This window comes from Rhodococcus rhodnii NBRC 100604, from assembly GCF_001894925.1.
Lineage (GTDB): Bacteria > Actinomycetota > Actinomycetes > Mycobacteriales > Mycobacteriaceae > Rhodococcus_F > Rhodococcus_F rhodnii.
In genome coordinates this window covers 139,646-159,053 of sequence record NZ_BCXD01000010.1, presented here as the reverse complement: position 1 = coordinate 159,053, position 19,408 = coordinate 139,646, and the positions used below count along the sequence as shown (strand labels likewise).

At 70.4% G+C, this 19,408-nt stretch carries 12 protein-coding genes, 2 tRNA genes and 1 pseudogene; 7 read left to right on the top strand and 8 right to left on the bottom strand.

Annotated features, from left to right (window positions below):
• Positions 1–54 precede the first annotated feature (54 nt).
• Both RR1_RS09515 and acpS read left to right on the top strand, forming a co-directional pair.
• The gene (locus RR1_RS09515) at positions 55–9,327 is read left to right on the top strand and encodes a type I polyketide synthase (RefSeq protein WP_010839532.1); all 9,273 of its coding nucleotides are present in this window, start codon (positions 55–57) and stop codon (positions 9,325–9,327) included.
• A 2-nt stretch (positions 9,328–9,329) separates the two neighbouring features.
• Positions 9,330–9,740, top strand: a complete 411-nt coding sequence (acpS, locus tag RR1_RS09510; RefSeq protein ID WP_040774660.1) for a holo-ACP synthase AcpS — start codon at positions 9,330–9,332, stop codon at positions 9,738–9,740.
• Between the two features lie 62 nt (positions 9,741–9,802).
• Here acpS and RR1_RS09505 read toward each other — a convergent pair whose 3' ends face one another.
• Positions 9,803–10,543 carry a TetR/AcrR family transcriptional regulator gene (locus RR1_RS09505; protein ID WP_010839530.1) on the bottom strand — a complete coding sequence of 247 codons (741 nt, stop codon included), beginning with the start codon at positions 10,541–10,543 and terminating at the stop codon, positions 9,803–9,805.
• Positions 10,544–10,589: 46 nt separating this feature from the next.
• On the bottom strand, positions 10,590–11,060 hold the full coding sequence (gene bcp / locus RR1_RS09500) for a thioredoxin-dependent thiol peroxidase (RefSeq protein WP_040774658.1): 471 nt from the start codon (positions 11,058–11,060) through the stop codon (positions 10,590–10,592).
• Positions 11,061–11,223: 163 nt separating this feature from the next.
• On the opposite strand from bcp, the gene RR1_RS09495 reads away from it, so the two are divergent.
• The gene (locus RR1_RS09495) at positions 11,224–11,448 is read left to right on the top strand and encodes a DUF3618 domain-containing protein (protein WP_010839528.1); all 225 of its coding nucleotides are present in this window, start codon (positions 11,224–11,226) and stop codon (positions 11,446–11,448) included.
• 83 nt (positions 11,449–11,531) lie between these two features.
• Positions 11,532–11,604, top strand: a tRNA-Lys gene (locus RR1_RS09490).
• An 86-nt stretch (positions 11,605–11,690) separates the two neighbouring features.
• Here the strand turns inward: RR1_RS09490 and RR1_RS09485 are convergent.
• Positions 11,691–12,131 (bottom strand): hypothetical protein, encoded by a 441-nt coding sequence (locus RR1_RS09485; protein WP_010839527.1) that lies wholly within the window; start codon positions 12,129–12,131, stop codon positions 11,691–11,693.
• Between the two features lie 163 nt (positions 12,132–12,294).
• On the opposite strand from RR1_RS09485, the gene RR1_RS09480 reads away from it, so the two are divergent.
• From RR1_RS09480 to RR1_RS09465, 3 genes and pseudogenes are all read left to right on the top strand, one after another.
• Positions 12,295–12,570 (top strand): helix-turn-helix domain-containing protein, encoded by a 276-nt coding sequence (locus RR1_RS09480; RefSeq protein ID WP_143153780.1) that lies wholly within the window; start codon positions 12,295–12,297, stop codon positions 12,568–12,570.
• Positions 12,571–12,752: 182 nt separating this feature from the next.
• Positions 12,753–13,988 carry a L,D-transpeptidase gene (locus RR1_RS09475; RefSeq protein ID WP_040774637.1) on the top strand — a complete coding sequence of 412 codons (1,236 nt, stop codon included), beginning with the start codon at positions 12,753–12,755 and terminating at the stop codon, positions 13,986–13,988.
• Between the two features lie 322 nt (positions 13,989–14,310).
• A pseudogene (locus tag RR1_RS09465) lies at positions 14,311–14,972 on the top strand (NAD(P)/FAD-dependent oxidoreductase); the annotation flags it as partial.
• A gap of 116 nt (positions 14,973–15,088) precedes the next feature.
• On the opposite strand, the gene RR1_RS09460 reads toward RR1_RS09465, so the two are convergent.
• The 5 genes from RR1_RS09460 to RR1_RS09440 form a co-directional block, all read right to left on the bottom strand.
• Positions 15,089–15,161: transfer RNA gene (locus RR1_RS09460), tRNA-His, on the bottom strand.
• A 103-nt stretch (positions 15,162–15,264) separates the two neighbouring features.
• Positions 15,265–15,864 (bottom strand): oligoribonuclease, encoded by a 600-nt coding sequence (gene orn / locus RR1_RS09455; RefSeq protein WP_040774656.1) that lies wholly within the window; start codon positions 15,862–15,864, stop codon positions 15,265–15,267.
• Positions 15,865–15,972: 108 nt separating this feature from the next.
• Positions 15,973–16,776, bottom strand: coding sequence for a mycolate reductase (cmrA, locus tag RR1_RS09450; RefSeq protein WP_010839521.1), 804 nt, complete (start codon positions 16,774–16,776; stop codon positions 15,973–15,975).
• A gap of 19 nt (positions 16,777–16,795) precedes the next feature.
• The gene (locus RR1_RS09445; RefSeq protein WP_010839520.1) at positions 16,796–18,817 is read right to left on the bottom strand and encodes an NADPH-dependent 2,4-dienoyl-CoA reductase; all 2,022 of its coding nucleotides are present in this window, start codon (positions 18,815–18,817) and stop codon (positions 16,796–16,798) included.
• Positions 18,814–19,401: a PadR family transcriptional regulator gene (locus RR1_RS09440; RefSeq protein ID WP_051111276.1), complete on the bottom strand. Its 588-nt coding sequence runs from the start codon at positions 19,399–19,401 to the stop codon at positions 18,814–18,816. Before RR1_RS09440 ends, RR1_RS09445 begins: the two co-directional genes overlap by 4 nt.
• Positions 19,402–19,408: the final 7 nt, after the last annotated feature.

Sequence of the window (19,408 nt, the reverse complement as noted above, 5' to 3'; positions counted from 1 at the left end):
CGACGGGTCGCGAGCTGTTCGGCGACTCGTCCGCCGAGACGAGAGGACCTCTGCGTGACGATCGACGACTCGAACCGACGCGACGACATCTCCGCGCGCGGTCGCGACACCCGCGTGATGCCAGGCCACGCGGTCATCGACGCGCTGCGCGACGGCCGACCGTATGCACTCACCTTCGCGGGCCAGGGCGCGCCGTGGCTCGACACCCTGGGCGAGATCACGCGATCGCACGCCCTGGACTCGCACCTGACCGCCCTGACCGATCGCGCACGCGGCCTGCTCGCGCCCGTCGCCGACGAACTCCTGCCGGCCCGCCCGGCGGCGTTCGACCCGGTGCGCTGGCTCGCCGAGCGAGCCGAGGTGCGCAGCGACGACGAGAGCGACGCCGCGGAACCGTCCCCGGCATCGGTCGCCGACGCCGAACTCGGCTCGGCCGCGGTGTCGATGCCGGGTGTGCTGACTACGCAACTCGCGGCGTTGCGCGCGCTGAGCGACTGGGGACTCGACATCGAGGCGATGCCCCCCGTCGCCGTCGCCGGCCACTCCCAGGGAGTGCTCGCGGCCGCGGCAACGCGCGTCGAGCCGGACCGGCACGCCGATCTCCTGGCCTTCGCGCAGTTGCTCGGCGCGGCGGCGACGCTCGTCGGCCGCCGCCGGGGTCTGACGTCCCGGGCCGGCGGCGCACCGATGGTCGCCGTGTCCGGTGCCACGCCCGAACAGATTCGCGAGGTGCTCGCTGGCAGCGACCGCGAGCACGGGATCGAGATCTCGATCCGCAACGGCCGTCGCCGCGTCGTGCTGACGGGCAGCCCGGCCGAGCTCGCCCTCGTCGAGGCTCGGTGTGCTGCCGTCACCGCCGAGCAGACTCGTGCTCGCGACGCCAAGAAGCGTGGCGGCGCGGTCTTCGCACCCGTGTTCGAGACCGTCACAGCCGAGGTCGGCTTCCACCATCCGGCCATGGCAGAGGCCGCCGAGCTCGCCCTCGCATGGGCGGAGCGGTGCGTGCTGCGGATCGACGACGCGCAGACGCTGGCCGCCGCCGTGCTCGTCGATCCCGTCGACTGGGTGGCGTCCGTCGACGCGGTCGTCGAGCAGGGCGCCGACTGGATTCTCGATCTCGGTCCCGGCGACGTCGTCGGCCGGCTCACCCGCGCGAACGCACGGGGAACCGGGGTCGGAACGATCTCGGTGACCACGCCCGACGGCCGCGACGAACTGCTGCGCGCGGGTTCGGCTCCCGTCGTTCCGCCCGCGTGGTCGACGTTCGCGCCGGTCCCCGTGACGCTGCCCGGCGGACGCCGCGGTGTCGAGACCGCGTTCACGCGTGTCACGGGACGCTCGCCGATCCTGCTCGCCGGGATGACGCCGACGACGGTCGACGCCCCGATCGTCGCTGCTGCTGCGAACGCCGGCCACTGGGCCGAACTCGCGGGAGGTGGCCAGGTCACCGAGGAGATCTTCACCGACCGGATCGCCGAACTCGAGACGCTCCTCGAACCGGGCCGTGCGGTCCAGTTCAACTCGATGTTCCTCGACCCGTACCTGTGGAAGCTGCACATCGGCGGCAAGCGCCTCGTGCAGCGCGCTCGCGCGGCGGGCGCGCCGATCGACGGCGTCGTCGTCACTGCCGGGATCCCCGAGCTCGACGAGGCCGTCGCGCTGGTGAGCGAACTCGTCGACGCAGGGATCGGGCACGTCGCGTTCAAGCCCGGAACCGTCGCGCAGATCCGGTCCGTCGTCGCGATCGCGCGTGCGGTGGGCGATCATCCGGTCATCGCGCACATCGAGGGCGGCCGCGCGGGCGGCCACCACTCGTGGGAGGACCTCGACGATCTGCTGCTCGCCACCTACGCCGAGCTGCGCGCGACACCGAATCTCGTGGTGTGCGTCGGCGGCGGCATCGGCACCCCCGAGCGCGCGGCCGAATACCTCACCGGCACATGGGCGCACGCGCACGATCATCCGGCGATGCCGGTCGACGGAATCCTCGTCGGCACGGCCGCGATGGCGACGCTCGAGGCGACGACGAGTCCGGACGTCAAGCGGTTGCTCGTCGAGACGCAGGGAACCCCCGACTGGGTCGGCGCGGGCACCGCACTGGGCGGCGTCGCGTCGGGTCGAAGCCAGCTCGGCGCCGATATCCACGAGATCGACAACGCGGCCTCGCGCACCGGCCGGCTTCTCGACGAGGTCGCGGGGGACGCGGACGCCGTCGCCGAGCGGCGGGACGAGATCGTCGCCGCGCTCGATCTCACCGCGAAGCCGTACTTCGGCGACGTCGCGGAGATGACCTACGAGCAGTGGCTCCGCCGCTATCTCGAACTCGCCGTCGGCATCGACGCCGCAGCGGAGTTCGACTGCGGCGGCGAGTTCGCCGAGGCGATCACCGAGAGCGCGACGAGCCGCTGGCTCGACGTGAGCTGGCGCGAGCGCTTCCAGAAGATGCTGCAGCGCACCGAGGCCCGGCTGCACGACATCACGCGCGGCCCGATCGTCACGCGCTTCGCCGATGCGGCGTCGCTGGAGCAGCCCGAGGCGGCCATGTGCACGCTCGCGGCGGCATTCGAGGATCTCGGCAGCACGATCCTGCATCCTGCGGATGTCGGATTCTTCGTCGAGCTGTGCCGTTCGCCCGGAAAGCCCGTGAACTTCGTTCCCGTCGTCGACGCGGACGTCCGCCGCTGGTGGCGTTCGGATTCGCTGTGGCAGGCGCACGATGCGCGCTGGTCGGCGGACCAGGTGTGCGTGATCCCGGGAACCGTCTCGGTCGCGGGCATCACGCGCGCCGACGAGCCCGTCGGGGAGCTTCTCGACCGGTTCGAACTCGCAGCCTACGACGGGCTGGTCGCGTCGGGACGGACCGCGCGCACGGTGTTCGCACGTCGCGGCAGCGGCGACGTCGCCCGCAGCCCCCTCGTCGCGGTGCTGTCGTCGCCGAACGTCGAGTGGGCGGGACGCTTCACGCAGAACCCGGTCCATCGCCTGGGTGATCTCGGCGCATGGGAGCACGAGGACGCGATGCGCGGCGTCCACGGCCCTACCGGTGCCGTCCTCGAGCAGGCGGACGACGGCAGTGTGCGGCTCGACGTTCCCGTCGCGCCCGGCGCGACCGTGTCGATCCGAATCGAGGTCCCCGCGTCGGTGTCCGACGGGGGCGTGCCGGTGGTCCGGCTCGCGGATGCCGAAGCGGCCATGCGGTCGCTGTCGTCGGTCGCCGCGGGCAGCGAACTGCCGGAGGTCAAGCGGGGCGTGGCGCGCACGAACGTCGCGTGGGTCCCGGACCTCGTCGCCGATCACACCGGCGTGACCGCGGCCGGCCTCGTCGACGACCTCCATCCCGCGAGCGCCGGTGTTCCCGACGTCGTCGTCGGCGCGTGCTGGCCCGCGGTGTTCGCGGCGCTGGGCGACGCCAGGACGCCGGGTGCCGACCCCGTCGCGGTGATCGAGGGCATGCTCGACCTGGTTCATCTCGATCACGCCGTCGAACTCGTGTCGCCGCTGCCGACCGAGACCGGTGTGCTCGTCGTGCGGGCCGAGGCGGTGTCGGTGTCCGACACCGAGGTCGGCCGCGTCGTCGAGGTACACGTCGAGGTCGGCGCGATGCTCGGCGACGACGGACTCGGCGCGCCGATTCTCGCGCGTCTCGTCGAGCGGTTCGCGATCCGCGGCCGGCTCGGGTCGTCGCCTGCCGGTGATCCCGTCCGTGCCGGTGGCACGGCCGACGACACGATGCGCGACACGCCTCGCCGCACCCGCCGCGAGACGACGATCACGGCCCCGATGTTCCTCGACGCCTTCGCGCGAGTGTCGGGCGACCACAACCCGATTCACACCTCGGCCAACGCCGCGCGGCTCGCGGGCCTCGGTGATCCCATCGTCCACGGCATGTGGCTGTCGGCGGCGGCGCAGCACGCGGTGACCGCGATCGACCCGGCCGCGGGAGTTCCCGCCCGGCGGCTGACCGGCTGGACGGCGCGGTTCCTCGGCATGGTGCGCCCCGGAGCGCGGATCGCGGTCCGCGTCGAGCGTGTCGGTGCGGGCGAGGGCGCCGAGATCGTCGAGGTGCAGTGCCGCGTCGACGGCGACGTCGTCATGGTGGCGACCGGCCGCCTCGCAGCGCCGCGCACCGTCTACGCGTTCCCCGGCCAGGGAATCCAGCGCAAGGGCATGGGTCTCGACGCCCGGAGCCGTTCCGCAGCGGCACGCGAGGTGTGGGAGCGGGCCGACGCGCACACGCGTGAGGCGCTCGGCTTCTCCATTCTCGCTGTCGTCCGCGACAATCCGACCGAGGTGACCGCGCGCGGCGTCACGCATCGGCATCCCGACGGCGTACTGCATCTGACGCAGTTCACCCAGGTCGCGATGGCGACGCTCGGTGTCGCGCAGATCGCCGAGCTGCGCGAGGCGGGGGCGTTCGTACCGGACGCGCTGCTCGCGGGCCACTCGGTCGGTGAGTACAACGCACTCGCCGCGGTCGCGGGAGTGCTCCCGCTCGAGGCCGTTCTCGAGGTCGTCTTCCAGCGCGGTTCGGCGATGCACGAACTCGTCCCGCGTGACGAGGAGGGCCGGTCGGACTACCGGATGGCCGCGATCCGCCCGTCGCAGATGGGAATCGACGACGCCGACGTCGCGGACTTCGTCGCCGGCGTGGCCGAGCGGACGGGTGAGTTCCTCCAGGTCGTCAACCTCAACCTGCGGGGCTCGCAGTACGCGATCGCGGGCACCGTCGCCGGGCTCGCCGAGTTCGAGAAGGTCGCCGACGAACGGCGGCTCGCGCACGGTGGCAAGCGGTCGTTCATCCTGGTCCCCGGCATCGACGTGCCGTTCCACTCGGCCGTCCTGCGCGGTGGCGTGCCCGATTTCCGTGCGCGGCTGGACGAGTTGCTGCCCGAGCGCATCGAACCGGAGATCCTCGTCGGCCGCTACATCCCGAATCTCGTTCCCGAACCATTCTCGCTCGCACGGGATTTCGTCGCGAAGATCGCCGATCTCGTGCCGTCGGAGCCGCTTTCGGCCGTGCTCGCCGACTTCGACTCGTACGCCGCGGATCCGGTCGCGCTGACGCGCATCGTCCTCATCGAACTGCTCGCATGGCAGTTCGCGAGCCCGGTCCGCTGGATCGAGACGCAGGACCTGCTGTTCGCACCGGAATCCGAGGGCGGGCTCGGTGCCGAGCGGTTCGTCGAGGTCGGTCTCGCGGCCGTCCCGACGGTGGCGAACCTCGCGACCCAGACGCTCGCGCTGCCCGGCCGGGTTGGCGGGCCCGTCGAGGTGCTCAACATCGAGCGCGAGGCGAGCGTCGTCTACGACACCGACGTCGATCCCGCGCCGATCGACGACGAGCCCGCAGAGGTCGCGGACGCGGCACCGGCTCCGGCCGCTGCCGCGAGTGCCCCGGCTCCCGCCGCAGCGCCAGCCTCGGCCGGGCCTCGTCCCGACGACATCGCCTTCACGGCAGCCGATGCCACGACGACGCTCATCGCGCTGTGGACCAAGCTGCGCCCCGATCAGATCGGCCCGGCCGACACGATCGAGGCACTGTGCGACGGGGTGTCCTCGCGGCGCAACCAGCTGCTCGTCGACCTCGGATCCGAGCTGTCGCTCGGGGCGATCGACGGTGCCGCGGACGCCGACATGACGGCACTCGGGGCGACCGTCACCTCGCTCGCCCGCACCTACCGGCCGCTCGGCCCCGTGCTCACCGACTCGATCGGCGATCACGTCCGCAAGCTGTTCGGGCCGTCCGGGAAGCGTCCCGGAGCGATCGGCGATCGTGTCCGGACGGTGTGGCAGCTCGGTGACGGCTGGGCGCAGCACGTGACGGCGCAGCTCGCGCTGGGCACCCGTGACGGCGCGAGCGTGCGCGGTGGCGATCTCGCGACGTTCGGTACCTCGCTGGCGGACGGCGCGGCCGTCGATGCGGCGATCGACGACGCCGTCGCGGCCGTCGCTGCGGCGCGCGGTGTCGCCGTCTCCCTGCCGAGCAGCGGTGACGCCGGCGGCGCGACGATCGACGCGGGTGCGCTGGGTGAGTTCACCGAAACCCTCACGGGCCGTTCGGGAGTGCTCGCATCGGCAGCTCGCCTCGTTCTCGAGCAGCTCGGGCATGCACCCGACACCGCGTCGGCGTTCGGCGACGCGCATACCGACGACGACCTCGCGGACCTCGTCGCGGCCGAACTCGGCAGCGACTGGCACCGCGTCGTCGCGCCGCGATTCGACGCCGCGAAGGCAGTGCTCTTCGACGATCGCTGGGCCAGCGCACGTGAGGATCTCGCGCTCGCGTGGACCGGGGAACGCGAACTCTCGCACGAGAGCTTCGTCGGTGCCGGCGACGCGCTCGCCGAGCACGCGCAGTGGTGGCGCGATCGCGCAGAGGACGCCGGTCTCGGCGACCTCGCGGCACGGTACGCACGGATCGCGCTGGCCGCGCAGGAGACCGCACCCGGTCCGTGGGCGGGCGAGACCGCCGTCGTGACCGGCGCGGGAACGGGTTCGATCGCCGCCTCGGTGGTCGGCCGGCTCCTCGCGGGAGGTGCGACGGTCGTCGCGACGACGTCCTCGCTCGGCTCCGACAAGCTCGCGTTCTATCGCACGCTCTACCGCGACACCGCGCGTGCCGGTGCGGCGCTGTGGGTCGTTCCGGCGAACATGGCGTCCTACGCCGACGTCGACGCGCTCACCGAGTGGATCGGCGGCGCGCAGTACGACTCCGCCGGTGGCACATCGACTCTCGTCAAGCCGACGCTGAGCCCGACGTTGCTGTTCCCGTTCGCCGCCCCCCGCGTCGCCGGTTCGATGGCCGACGTCTCGGGCCGCGCGGAGACCGAGATGCGCGTGCTGCTGTGGTCGGTCGAGCGTCTCGTCACCGGGATGGGCCGGCTCGGCGCCGACACCGCCGTCGACTCGACGCTCCACGTCGTGCTCCCCGGCTCGCCCAACCGCGGCACGTTCGGCGGAGACGGTGCATACGGCGAGGCCAAGGCTGCCCTCGACGCCGTCGTCGCGAAGTGGACGTCCGAATCGTGGTCCGAGCGCATCACTCTCGTGCACGCGTCGATCGGATGGGTGCGAGGCACGGGCCTGATGGGCGGCAACGACCCGCTCGTCGAGGCCGTCGAGGCCGCGGGCGTCCGGACGTGGTCGACCGACGAGATGGCGACGGAACTGCTCGCGGCGTGCACGGCCGAGACCCGTCGCGACGCGCGGAGTGCGCCCGTCGCGCTCGATCTCACAGGTGGCCTCGCCGATGCGGGGCTCGATCTGGCCGCACTCGCGCGGTCGGCGGCCGAGCAGGCCGAGCGAACCGTCGCAGCGGAGGAAACCGCCGAGGACGCGACCATCGCGGCGCTGCCCGCGCCGCCGCGCCCGCAGCCGGTGACGGCTCCGGCGTGGGCCGACCTCGATGTCGAACCCGCCGAACTCGTCGTGATCGTCGGTGCGGGCGAACTCGGCCCGTACGGCTCGGCTCGCACGCGCTTCGAGATGGAGGTCGACGGCGAACTGTCCGCTGCCGGCGTCCTCGAACTCGCCTGGAGCACAGGGCTCCTCACGTGGGAGCAGACCCCGAAGCCCGGCTGGTACGACGCCGAGACGGGGGAGCCGGTCGCCGAAGCCGACATCTGGGACCTGTACCACGACACGGTCGTGGAACGGTGCGGGATCCGTCGCTACGAGGACGACGGCGCGATGGTCGAGAACACGGCGCCGCTGTTGTCGTCGGTGTTCCTCGATCGCGATCTGTCGTTCGTCGTCGGTGGCGAGGGCGAGGCGCGTGCGTTCGTCGACGCCGACCCGGCCAACACGTCGGCCGCCGTCGACCCGGAGAGCGGCGAATGGACCGTGACCCGGCGCGCCGGCACCGAGATCCGCGTGCCGCGCAAGGTCACGCTCAGCCGGTCCGTCGGCGGGCAGATCCCCACGGGCTTCGACGTCCAGGCGTGGGGAATCCCCGCAGACATGGCGGGTTCGGTCGACCGCGTCGGCCTGTGGAACATCGTCGCGACCGTCGATGCCTTCCTCACGGCAGGGTTCACGCCGAGCGAGTTGCTGCGGTGGGTCCACCCCTCGCTGGTCGCCAACACGCAGGGCACCGGTATGGGCGGCATGACGTCGATGCGCTCGCTCTACATCGACACGCTGCTCGGCGAGAACCGCGCGAACGACATCCTGCAGGAAGCACTCCCGAACGTCATCGCCGCGCACGTCGTGCAGTCGTACGTCGGTGGCTACGGGTCGATGGTGCACCCCGTCGCCGCGTGCGCGACCGCCGCGGTGTCGGTCGAGGAGGCCGTCGACAAGATCACGCTCGGCAAGGCGCAGTTCGCCGTCGCCGGCGGATTCGACGACCTCGGGATCGAGGGCATCGTCGGATTCGGCGACATGTCCGCGACCGCGAAGACCGACGCGATGCGCGCGAAGGGCATCGACGATCGACGGTTCTCGAGGGCCGGTGACCGCCGACGCGGCGGATTCGTCGAATCACAGGGCGGCGGAACGGTTCTGCTCGCGCGCGGCGACCTCGCGCTCGAGATGGGGCTGCCGGTGCTCGGTGTCGTCGCGTACGCGGGATCGTTCTCGGACGGTGTGCACACGTCGATCCCCGCACCGGGACTCGGTGCGCTCGGTGCGGGCCGGGGCGGCGAGAACTCCGGTCTCGCACGGGGACTGCGGACACTCGGGCTCGGCGCCGACGACGTCGCCGTCGTGTCGAAGCACGACACGTCGACCGCCGCGAACGATCCGAACGAGGCGGAACTCCACGAGCGCCTCGCGTCCGCGCTGGGACGGTCCACCGGTGCACCGCTGTTCGTCGTGTCGCAGAAGACGCTGACGGGGCACGCGAAGGGCGGCGCCGCGGCGTTCCAGCTCATCGGGCTCTGCCAGTTGCTGTCGAGCGGCGTCGTGCCGCCGAACCGCAGCCTCGACTGCCTCGACGAGGTGATGGCCGAGAACGACCACCTGGTGTGGGCGCGGGAGCCGCTTCGGTTCGGTGACTCGCTGCCGCTGCGTGCGGGCCTGCTCACCTCGCTCGGCTTCGGGCACGTGTCGGGTCTCATCGCGGTCGCGCACCCCGAGGCGTTCGTCGCGGCGCTTCCCGCCGAGCGGCGCGAGCAGTACCGCGCCGCGGCGAGCCGGCGGCTCGTCGACGGAAACCGCCGGCTGCTCGCGGCGATGTACGGCGGCGACGCCCTCTACGAGCGTCCCGCGGCACGACGTCTCGGTGGCGACGGCGACGCCGCGCACGCCCTCGAAGCGGCGATGCTGGTGTCCGAGGACGCGCGTCTCGGCGACGACGACGTCTTCGACGCGACGGGATGCCGCTGACGGTGGCGATACTCGGTATCGGGTTCGACCTGGTGGCGGTCGGGGAGTTCCGTGAGCTCCTCGACCGCCCCGGGACGACCGTCCTCACATCGTTCACCCCGGGGGAGCGGCGCGACGTCGCACGCCGGGAGACCGACCGCGCACGGCATTTCGCGGCGCGATGGGCGGCGAAGGAAGCGGTGATCAAGGCGTGGTCGGCGTCGATCCACGGCCGCCCGCCCGTCACGGCCGAGGGCATCCATCACCTCGTCGAAGTCGTGACGGACGCGTGGGGGAGACCGGCGATCCGGCTCGCCGGTGAGGTCGCGACGGCCCTCGCCGGGACGAGCCTGCACGTCTCGCTCACTCACGACGGCGACATGGCCGGGGCGTTCGTCGTCCTCGAGGGAGACCGGATCCCCGAGGGGGAGTGAGGCTCCGGGGGTATCCGAGCCCCGGACGTCGGAGCTCTCCGGACGTCAGGGCCCGCCCGATCTCAGAGCCGCCGTGGCCGTTCGCGCTCCCCGGCGCGAGCGGCGCGGCGGTGCTGCATCCGCGATTCCTTCTCCGCGACCGACAGATACGCGCCCATGAGGCGCTTGAGCTCGGCCACGGCGTCCTCGCGCGTCTGATCGCCCTGCACCGAGAAACCCAGCATCGAATAGACGACGTGCACGAGGACCTGCGCCATCGTGTGACGCCGTTCGGGAGGCGTGTCCGGTGTGAGCGGCGTGAGCATGCGCGTGATCTGCTCCGCGAGTGCTCGTTCGTGGATCGCGCCGGTCGCGCGCGTCGACGGCGTGGACTGCATCGCGAGCCACACCTCCCGCCGCGACGGATCGGTCGTCCACAGGCCCGCGAGATGATCGACGAAGGTGTTGAGAAAGCGCAGCCAGTCGAGCGACGGGATCTCGCCGTCGAACTGGGCGAGCTCGTGCTGAACGCCGACGAGGTCCTGCCGGTCGAGTTCGCACACGATGACGTACTTGTTCGCGAAGAACTGATACAGCGTCCCGATCGGGACGTCGGCGCGTGACGCCACCTCTTCGCACGTGAACGACTCGAAGCCGACGTCGACGAGCAGCTCTCGCGACGCCGACAGCAGCGCTTCGAACTTGCGCCGACTCCGCTCCTGCGTGGGCCTGCGACGCGGCAACAGCTCCTGCGGCTCCGTGCCCGACTCGAGAGCCGGGTCGGCGCGCCGCGTGGTCCGCGGTGCGTTCGCTGAAGACGTCACGCGCCCAGGCTAGTCGTTGAGGGAGCGGTTTCCGAGCACCGCGCGCTCAGACCTTCAGGTCGCGGCGGAGTTTCGCGACGTGACCCGTCGCGCGCACGTTGTACTGTGCGACCTCGATCCGGCCCTCCTCGTCGACGAGGAAGGTGGAGCGGATCACGCCGGTGACGGTCTTGCCGTACATCTTCTTCTCGCCGAACGCGCCCCACGCCGCGAGCGTGGACTTGTCGGTGTCCGAGAGCAGCGGGAAGGTGAGACCTTCCTTGTCGCGGAACTTCGCGAGCTTGGCGGGCGCGTCGGGCGAGATGCCGACGACGTCGATACCCGCGCCGCTGAGCTCCGCGAGGTTGTCGCGGAAGTCGCACGCCTGCTTGGTGCATCCCGGTGTGCTCGCCGCGGGATAGAAGTAGACGACCACTTTGCGGCCTGCGTAATCGCTCAGCGAGACGGCGTTGCCGTCGGCGTCGGGAAGGGTGAAGGCGGGCGCCGCGTCACCGGGCGCGAGTCTGTTGTCCGTCACGACGCTCACGCTACCGCGACGCCGTGACAGCGGGACGCCGTGACAGTTCGAGACCGCCCGTGTGCGCCGGTGCCGCGGCGAACACCTCCCGACGGCGCGGCGTCCTCTAGTCTCGATCCGAGATCGCGATCGCACGCGAGAAGCACGAGCACAGGAGGACACGGTGGCACGGGATACCGAGAGCATCGAGCGCGACATCGAGCACGCGCGCAATCAGCTCGCGAGCACGCTCGACGAGCTCGCATTTCGCGCGAATCCCAAGCGCATCGCCGAGACGACGAAGAACTCGCTCCGCGCCAAGCTGGACACGCCGGCCGTGAAGTACGGTGCGATCGCCGTGGTCGGGACGGTCGTCGGGCTGTTCGTCGTCCGCCGGATCCGGCGCTGAGAGGCGATTTGCACTAGCCCGCGCGAGTCGGTTACTGTTCTCCTCGTTGCCGACGAGGACATCGGTCCGAGAAGGCGGCGCACGCGCCATTAGCTCAGTTGGTAGAGCAGCTGACTCTTAATCAGCGGGTCCGCGGTTCGAGCCCGTGATGGCGCACAAAAGGCACTCGGGGCCGGTACCACTTCGGTGGTACCGGCCCCGAGTGCTTTTCTGCGTCTGTTCCCCACGCCGGCCGCCGCGCCTCAGCGGCGGGCAATGCGTTCTTCGAGCACGTCGATGTGGATCTCGCGGATGTCGGCGTAGCGTCCCGAGGCGCGGTGTGCACGCACTGTGCGGAGGAGTTCGCCGAAGGCCGCGGTCAGGTCGCGTTCGTCACTGTCGGGTGCCACCGAGAACCAGGGCAGCGACGGCGGTGCGGGCCGGAGGTCGTGTGGATCGCCGATCGCGACTGCCCCGAGCACGACGACTCCGTGCCGGAGGTGGCCCGATGCGGTCGTGGCCGACGGCACGGGTTTCCCGGCGAGCAGTGTCGGGCCGGGTCCCCTCACCTCGATGCGGTCCTGCCTGCGTCTGCGGGCGATGTCGGGTGCGGTCGCGACCGGCGCGGCGTTGATCACGGGCTCGTTCGGGGCGACGGTGCGAGTGTGCGGATGCGTCAGCGCGAGGGCGAACACGACGAGCACGACGACGACCAGATCGAACGTCGAGGGTCCAAAGACCCGACTTCGAGAGCATGATGATCACATCATCCATTATTCCTTGAAGGCATACAGATATCGATACCTTTGCGCATCATTCTTCGATCTCGATGTGGGAACTAATCCGTACCGGACGTACGATTTCGGCATGGACGACCAGCACGACGCATCGGACGCGCAGCGGTTCTGCGATCTCTTCGCCGGTGAGGTGAGGGCCGAGATGGCGCGACGGCGCATCTCGGGCCGCGAATTGGCCCGCCGGCTGGACGAGAACCCGCAGTGGGCGGCGATGCGCGTGAACGGGTCGATTGCGCTGGACACTCGGGACATCGCGCGGTTCGCGACGGCGATCGGAATGTCGCCGTCGGAACTGCTGCGCAGGGTCGCGGAGGAAGCGGAGCGCGGCGCCCCTGCCCTCGACTGAGGCGGTTTGCCGACGAGTCGCGGAGGTTATTCGAACGTTACATATCTGGCATGGGAGAGGTTGGTCGCCGCGCCGCGCCCCTGGCATCATGTGAAGACACGATCTCGAAGCGCCGGAGTCCGCATCGCGTGACCGGTCTGCGTGGACGTGTGCAGGTAACGAGAACGTGAAGTGGGGTTTCGATGAAGGTGTCCTCCGCGCGCGCTGCCGGTCGGTCGTCGCGCCGGGTCGTGCGCCCCGGCCTGATCGTCCCGGCGTTCGCTGCAGTCGTGGCGCTCGCCGTCGCGGGTTGCTCGGCGGGCGGCTCGGTGTCGACCGAGGGCCAGGCTCCGATCGACTCGAATCCCGTGACCGAGCTCATCAAGCCCGTCGTGACGCCCTCGGCCGCCGACGGTGCGGTCGGTGTCTCGCCCGCTCAGCCCGTCACGGTCGAGGTCGCGGGCGGCACGCTCGAGACGGTCACCATGGTGAACACGGCGACGAATCACGTCGTCGCCGGCGAACTCGCGCCCGATCGCGCGACGTGGACCACGACCGAACCGCTCGGCTACAACAACCAGTACCGCATCGACTCCGCGGCCAACGGGCTCGGCGGCAAGACCCTCTCCTCGACCGGATTCGCGACGAGCTCGCCCGGAAACCTCACGCAGGCATACGTTCTCCCGTCCGAGAACGCCGTCGTCGGCATCGGTCAGCCCGTGGCGATCCAGTTCGACGAGAACATCCCGGACCGGCAGGCGGCGCAGGACGCGATCACCATCACCACGAACCCGCCCGTCGAGGGCGCGTTCTACTGGGTGAACAACCGCGAGGTGCGGTGGCGCCCGCAGAACTACTGGGCCCCCGGCACCGCGGTGAACGTGGACGTGAAGACGTACGGCGTCGACCTGGGCGACGGGCTGTTCGGCCAGCGCGACGTCCATTCGAACTTCACGATCGGCGATGCGATCGTCGCGACCGCCGACGACAACACCAAGCAGGTCACCTTCGAGCGCAACGGCGAGGTGATCATGACGATGCCGACGTCGATGGGTAAGGACGACACCCCCACGCCCAACGGTGTCTACATCATCGGTGACCGCTTCGATCACATGGTGATGGACTCGTCGACCTACGGTGTCGCGGTCGACTCGGCCGACGGCTACCGCACCCCGGTCGACTGGGCGACGCGAATGTCGTACAGCGGCATCTTCTTCCACTCCGCACCGTGGTCGGTGGGGCAGCAGGGCTACAGCAACACCAGCCACGGCTGCCTCAACCTCAGCCCTGCGAACGCCAAATGGGTCTTCGACAACACCAAGCGCGGCGACATCGTCGTCGTGAAGAACACCGTCGGACCCACGCTTCCCGGCACCGACGGCCTGGGCGACTGGAACATCCCCTGGGAGACGTGGAAGGCCGGCAACGCCGTCACGTGACGGAACGCGGGCGTAACTCGGCGGTCACGCCGTCCGTGAAGCGGTAGGGCCGGGTCGCGACGAGTCCGCCGAGACGTCTGCGCAGCCGTGAGATCTCCGCGCGCACGCTCGATGCTGTCGCCGTCGGCCGCCACGGAGTCGAGGCCGCGGATCAGCTCGCCGAGGACGGGTTGCAGCCCGCTCGCGACGCGGTGCCAGGTGCCGCAGATCGTCTCCGCCGGGACCGCCGGCTCCCGGGCGGGGGCGGTCGTCGCCGCGGTAGTCGATGACCGGCACCGTCGATTCCACGGCATCCGCTCGCGTTCGCGATACCGAACCCGTCCGCGCGTGGACCCTGCTGACCGCGTTGCAGGGGCTGAAGGGCACGGGGAACCGCTGAGCGCGTCTCGCGTTCTCGGTGCGGTGCACGGCTCTGACCCCGATCCTCGTTCGTGGGCCGAGCGCAAGGCCGAGGAGGACGCGCGACTCGGCCGCGACGAGCAGCCCTACGTGCTCGTCGTCGGGAGGTCCGGACGACTACGCGGGCAGCAAGGTGGTCGTGATCGGGTCGAACAACTCGGCGCACGACATCTGCAAGCCACTCGCCGAACAGGGCGTCGACACGACGATGGTGCAGCGTTCGTCGACGCACGTCGCCAAGTCGGATTCGCTCATGGAGAGCGGGCTGGGCGCGCTCTACAGCAAGCAGGCGGTGGAGTCGGGGACCACGACGAAGAAGGCGGACCTGACGTTCGCGTCGATGCCCTACCGGATCATGCACGAGTGCCGGATCCCGCTCTACGACGAGATCCGTGAGCGGGACAAGGATTTCCACGCGCGGGTCGAGGCGGCGGGCTTCGATCCGGACTTCGGTGAGGACGCTCCCTGCCGACGTCGTCGTGTACGCGACGGGCTACGGCTCGATGAACGGTTGGGCAGCGGGGGGACGTCGCCGACCGCGTCGGCAAGGTGTGGGGACTCGGGTCGGACACCGCGAAGGACCCGAGGGGATCCCGACTGTCCACGGGTTGCAGGAGGTGCATCACACGAGCTGAGCCCGGAGCGAGTGCCCGACGAGAAAGAACCCCGGAGCGCGATGCGCTCCGGGGTTCTCTCTTCGGGGTGAGTGACGGGACTCGAACCCGCGACAGCCAGGATCACAACCTGGTGCTCTACCAACTGAACTACACTCACCATTGCCGAAGGCACTCCAAACGTGCGCCTGCAGCGTCACAGATACTAGCGTGTCGACGCCGTGCCCCGCCAATCGCCTGGTCAGCGGCGTCCGGTTGACGTCTTACGCCGGGCCGAGTTCCTCGACGATCTCGGAGATCCGCTCCGTCGTCGGCCCGGGCTCGGGAACGAAGGCCGCCGCACGGTAGTACTTCAGCTCGCGGATCGACTCCTTGATGTCGGCGAGCGCGCGATGCGCGAGCCCCTTCTCCGGCTGGCCGAAGTAGATCCGCGGGTACCAGCGGCGGCACAGTTCCTTGATCGAGGACACGTCGATCATGCGGTAGTGCAGGTGGCCGTCGAGTTCGGGCATGTCGCGGGCGATGAACCCTCGGTCGGTCGCGATCGAGTTGCCGGCGAGCGGCGCCGTGCCGGGGTTCGGGACGTGCTCGCGGATGTAGTCGAGAACGAGCTTCTCCGCCTCCGCGACGGTGACGGTCGACGCGCGAATCTCGTCCGTGAGGCCCGATCGGGCGTGCATCTCGGTGACGACATCGGGCATCGCGTCGAGCGCTGCGTCGTCGGCGTGGATCACCACGTCGACGCCGTCGCCGAGCACGTTGAGTTCGCTGTCGGTGACGAGCGCAGCGATCTCGACGAGCTTGTCGCTGCCGAGCCGCAGCCCGGTCATTTCGCAATCGATCCACACGAGTTTGTCCTGCACGCAGTTCACCCTAGCCCCGTGCCGCGGCCGAGAGAGCCTCCGGTGGAGGTTCACCCTGCCGCGAGATCACCCGCTGCGTCGTCGGCACCGGCAGGTGCCGACGTCCGGTCAGCCGCCGAGCTTCTTGTAGAAGGTGCCGACGATCGGGGCGACGATCGCGCGCGGCACGTACTGCCCCGCAGTCGACATCGCCTTGCCGACGAGCCCCGGCACGATCCGCATCTTGTTGTCGGCGAGGGCGTCGAGCGACTGCTGCGCCGCGGCGTCGCTCGAGATCCACAGCGCGTCGGGCACGAACCGGTCCACGATCGAGGCGTCGGCGGGGTCGGGAGTCTCGGTGCGCACCGGGCCGGGCGCGAGCAGCGTGACGTTCACGCCGGTGCCCTTGAGTTCGCCCCGCAGCGACTCCGAGAAGGTGTTGACGAACGCCTTCGACGCCGCATACGTCGCGTTGTGGGGGATCGGCATGTTGCCGGCGGCCGAGCCGACCATGAGGATCGCGCCGGACCCGCGGGCGAGCATGCCCGGCAGCACCGCGAGGGTCAGGTCGTGGACGGCGACCGCGTTGAGCTCGACCTGCGCCCGCTCGTAGTCCGGGTCGAGATCCGCGACAGGACCGAACGTCGCGATGCCGGCGTTGTTGCACAGCACCGAGACGTCGCGCTCCGCCAGTTCGTTCACGAGCGCGGTGCGAGCGTCACGGTCGGACAGATCGCACGCCCGCACCTCGGCCTCGACGGAGAACTCGCTGCGTAGCCGTGTCGCCAAGTCCTCCATGATCTCGCCGCGACGTGCGACGAGAATCAGCGAATGACCGCGGCGCGCGAGGTCGGTGGCGAGGGCGATGCCGATTCCGGACGAGGCTCCGGTGACGACGGCGCGGGCGTGGGGGATCGGCTCGGGAAGACTCACGGCTGCCCAGGGTAGCCGGTCACAGCACCGCGGCCAGGCGCGTCCCCTGCTCGATCGCGCGCTTCGCGTCCAGCTCGGCCGCGACGTCCGCACCACCGATCACGTGCGCCGTGACGCCGGCGGCCTCGAGCTCGTCCGCGAGCCCACGGACCGATTCCTGTCCCGCGCACACGATGATCGTCTCGACGGGCAGCACGCGCGGACCGTCGTGGCCGTCGACGTAGGACACGTGCAGTCCGTCGTCGTCGATCCGCTCGTACACGACTCCCTTCAGGCGATGGACGCCCTTGGCCTTCAGTGCTGCGCGGTGCACCCAGCCGGTCGTCTTGCCGAGGCCTGCGCCGATCGGAGTCGTCTTGCGCTGCAACAGATACACCTCGCGCGGTGAGCGCTCGGGTTCGGGTGCGACGAGCGAGCCACGCACCTCCGGATCGTCCGAGACTCCCCACTCACGCCGCCACTCCTTCGGGTGGAGCGTGGGCGACTCCGTCGTCGTGACGAACTCGGCGACGTCGACACCGATTCCGCCGGCCCCGACGATCGCGACGCTGCGTCCGATCGGTGCGTTGCCGCGCACGGCGTCGGCGTAGGTGACGACGGAGGGATGGTCGATACCCGGGATGTTCGGAAGTCGCGGCGCCACACCGGTGGCCACGACGACGTCGTCGAACTCGGCGAGATCGGCAGCGCCCGCGTGCGTCCCGAGCCGGACGTCCACGCCGGCGATGTCGAGCGCGCGGGTGAAGTAGCGGACGGTCTCGGCGAACTCCTCCTTGCCGGGGATGCGGCGCGCGATGGAGAACTGCCCGCCGATCTCGTGCGACGCCTCGAACAGCGTCACGGTATGGCCGCGCTCGGCGCTGGCGAGCGCGCACGCCAGGCCCGCAGGGCCCGCGCCGACGACGGCGACGCGACGGCGTGTGCGAGTGGGAGAGAGCACCAGATCGGTCTCACGTGCGGCGCGTGGATTGACCAGGCACGAGACGGGCTTGTTCGCGAACACGTGATCGAGGCATGCCTGATTGCACGCGATGCACGTGTTGATCTCGTCGGCTGCCTCGCGCGCTGCCTTGCGGACCCACTCGGGGTCGGCGAGCATCGGCCGTGCGAGCGACACGACGTCGGCGGAACCACGCGCGAGGATGTCCTCGGTGACGTCCGGCGTGTTGATGCGGTTCGCGGCGACGACGGGAATCCGCACGTGCTTGCGCAGTTCGGCGGTGACGTCGACGAAGGCGGCGCGCGGCACCGACGTGACGATCGTCGGGACACGCGACTCGTGCCAGCCGATGTCGGTGTCGAAGACGTCGACGCCTGCGGTCTCCAGTTCCCTTGCGAGAGCGATGATCTCGTTCTGCGTCTGACCGTCCTCGACGTAGTCGGCCATCGACAGCCGGAACATCACGAGGAAGCCGGGACCGGTCGCCTCGCGCACCGCGCGCGTGATCTCCGTCGCGATCCGGCGACGCTTCTCCGGCGTGCCACCCCACTCGTCGGTGCGCTTGTTGGTGCGCGCTGCGAGGAACTGGTTGACGAAATAGCCTTCGCCACCCATGATCTCGACGCCGTCGTACCCGGCCCGCTGGGCCAGGGCAGCGCACTTCGCGAAGGCGCGGATCTGTCGGCGCACGCCCCAGGACGTCAGTGCGCGCGGCTTGAACGGGTTGATCGGTGCCTTGATCGCAGACGCGGACACGCTGAGCGGCCAGTACGAGTAGCGGCCCGCGTGCAGGATCTGCAGGACGATCTTGCCGCCTTCGTCGTGCACGGCGCGTGTGACGATGCGGTGGCGGCGCGCTTCGATGCGGTTGGTCAGCTTCGAGCCGAAGGGCGTCAGCCATCCGCTCCGGTTCGGTGAGTAGCCACCGGTCACGATGATTCCGACGCCACCCCGAGCGCGTTCCGCGTAGAACGCGGCGAGCTTGCGGATGTTGCGCGCGCGGTCTTCGAGACCCGTGTGCATCGATCCCATCATCACGCGATTGCGGACGGTCGTCGCGCCGAGTTCGATCGGCTCGAGCAGGTTCGGGTAGCGGGTCATCGGGTGCCTTTCTCGGATGCGAACCCGGGGAGTGCGGGACCCCGGTGAGTGGGCGGGCGGAGGGCGTCGAGGACGTCGTCGCACCAGTCGACGAATCCGGATTCGATGCGGAGTCCGCCTCGCAGGACGAGGTACTGGCGCAGGGCTGCGTCGGACAGCGAAGCGGGGTCGGGGAAGTCGCGCTGCTCGATCGCGCGGTAGGCGGCGAGCCGGTCGGCATGGGAGGCGCGATGCCGGACGATCTCGGCGACGAGTGCGTCGCGGTCGTCGGCAGCCGCGCCGCGGATCTTCACGGCGAGCTCGTCGCGCAGGACGGTCGGTTCGCTCGGTTCGGCGATCCACCGGGCGAGCTCGGTGCGTCCCGAGGGGGACGGCGAGTACACCTTCTTGTCGGGCTTGCCGTCCTGTTCGACGACCTCGACGTCGACCCATCCGGTCTCCGCCATGCGCCGCAACGTGCGATAGATCTGCTGATGCGTCGCGCTGTGGAAGAACCCGATCGACCGGTCGAACCGGCGCGCGAGCTCGTAGCCGGAGCCGGACCTCTCCGTCAGTGCGACGAGCAGTGCGTGTTCGAGCGCCATGCGCAGC

Excerpts from the sequence above, each read along its gene's own strand:
- RR1_RS09480 (WP_143153780.1), top strand. The coding sequence starts at position 12,295 with ATGGACGACCAGCACGACGCATCGGACGCGCAGCGGTTCTGCGATCTC.
- RR1_RS09475 (WP_040774637.1), top strand. The coding sequence starts at position 12,753 with ATGAAGGTGTCCTCCGCGCGCGCTGCCGGTCGGTCGTCGCGCCGGGTC.
- RR1_RS09445 (WP_010839520.1), bottom strand. The coding sequence starts at position 18,817 with ATGACCCGCTACCCGAACCTGCTCGAGCCGATCGAACTCGGCGCGACG.
- RR1_RS09440 (WP_051111276.1), bottom strand. The coding sequence starts at position 19,401 with ATGGCGCTCGAACACGCACTGCTCGTCGCACTGACGGAGAGGTCCGGC.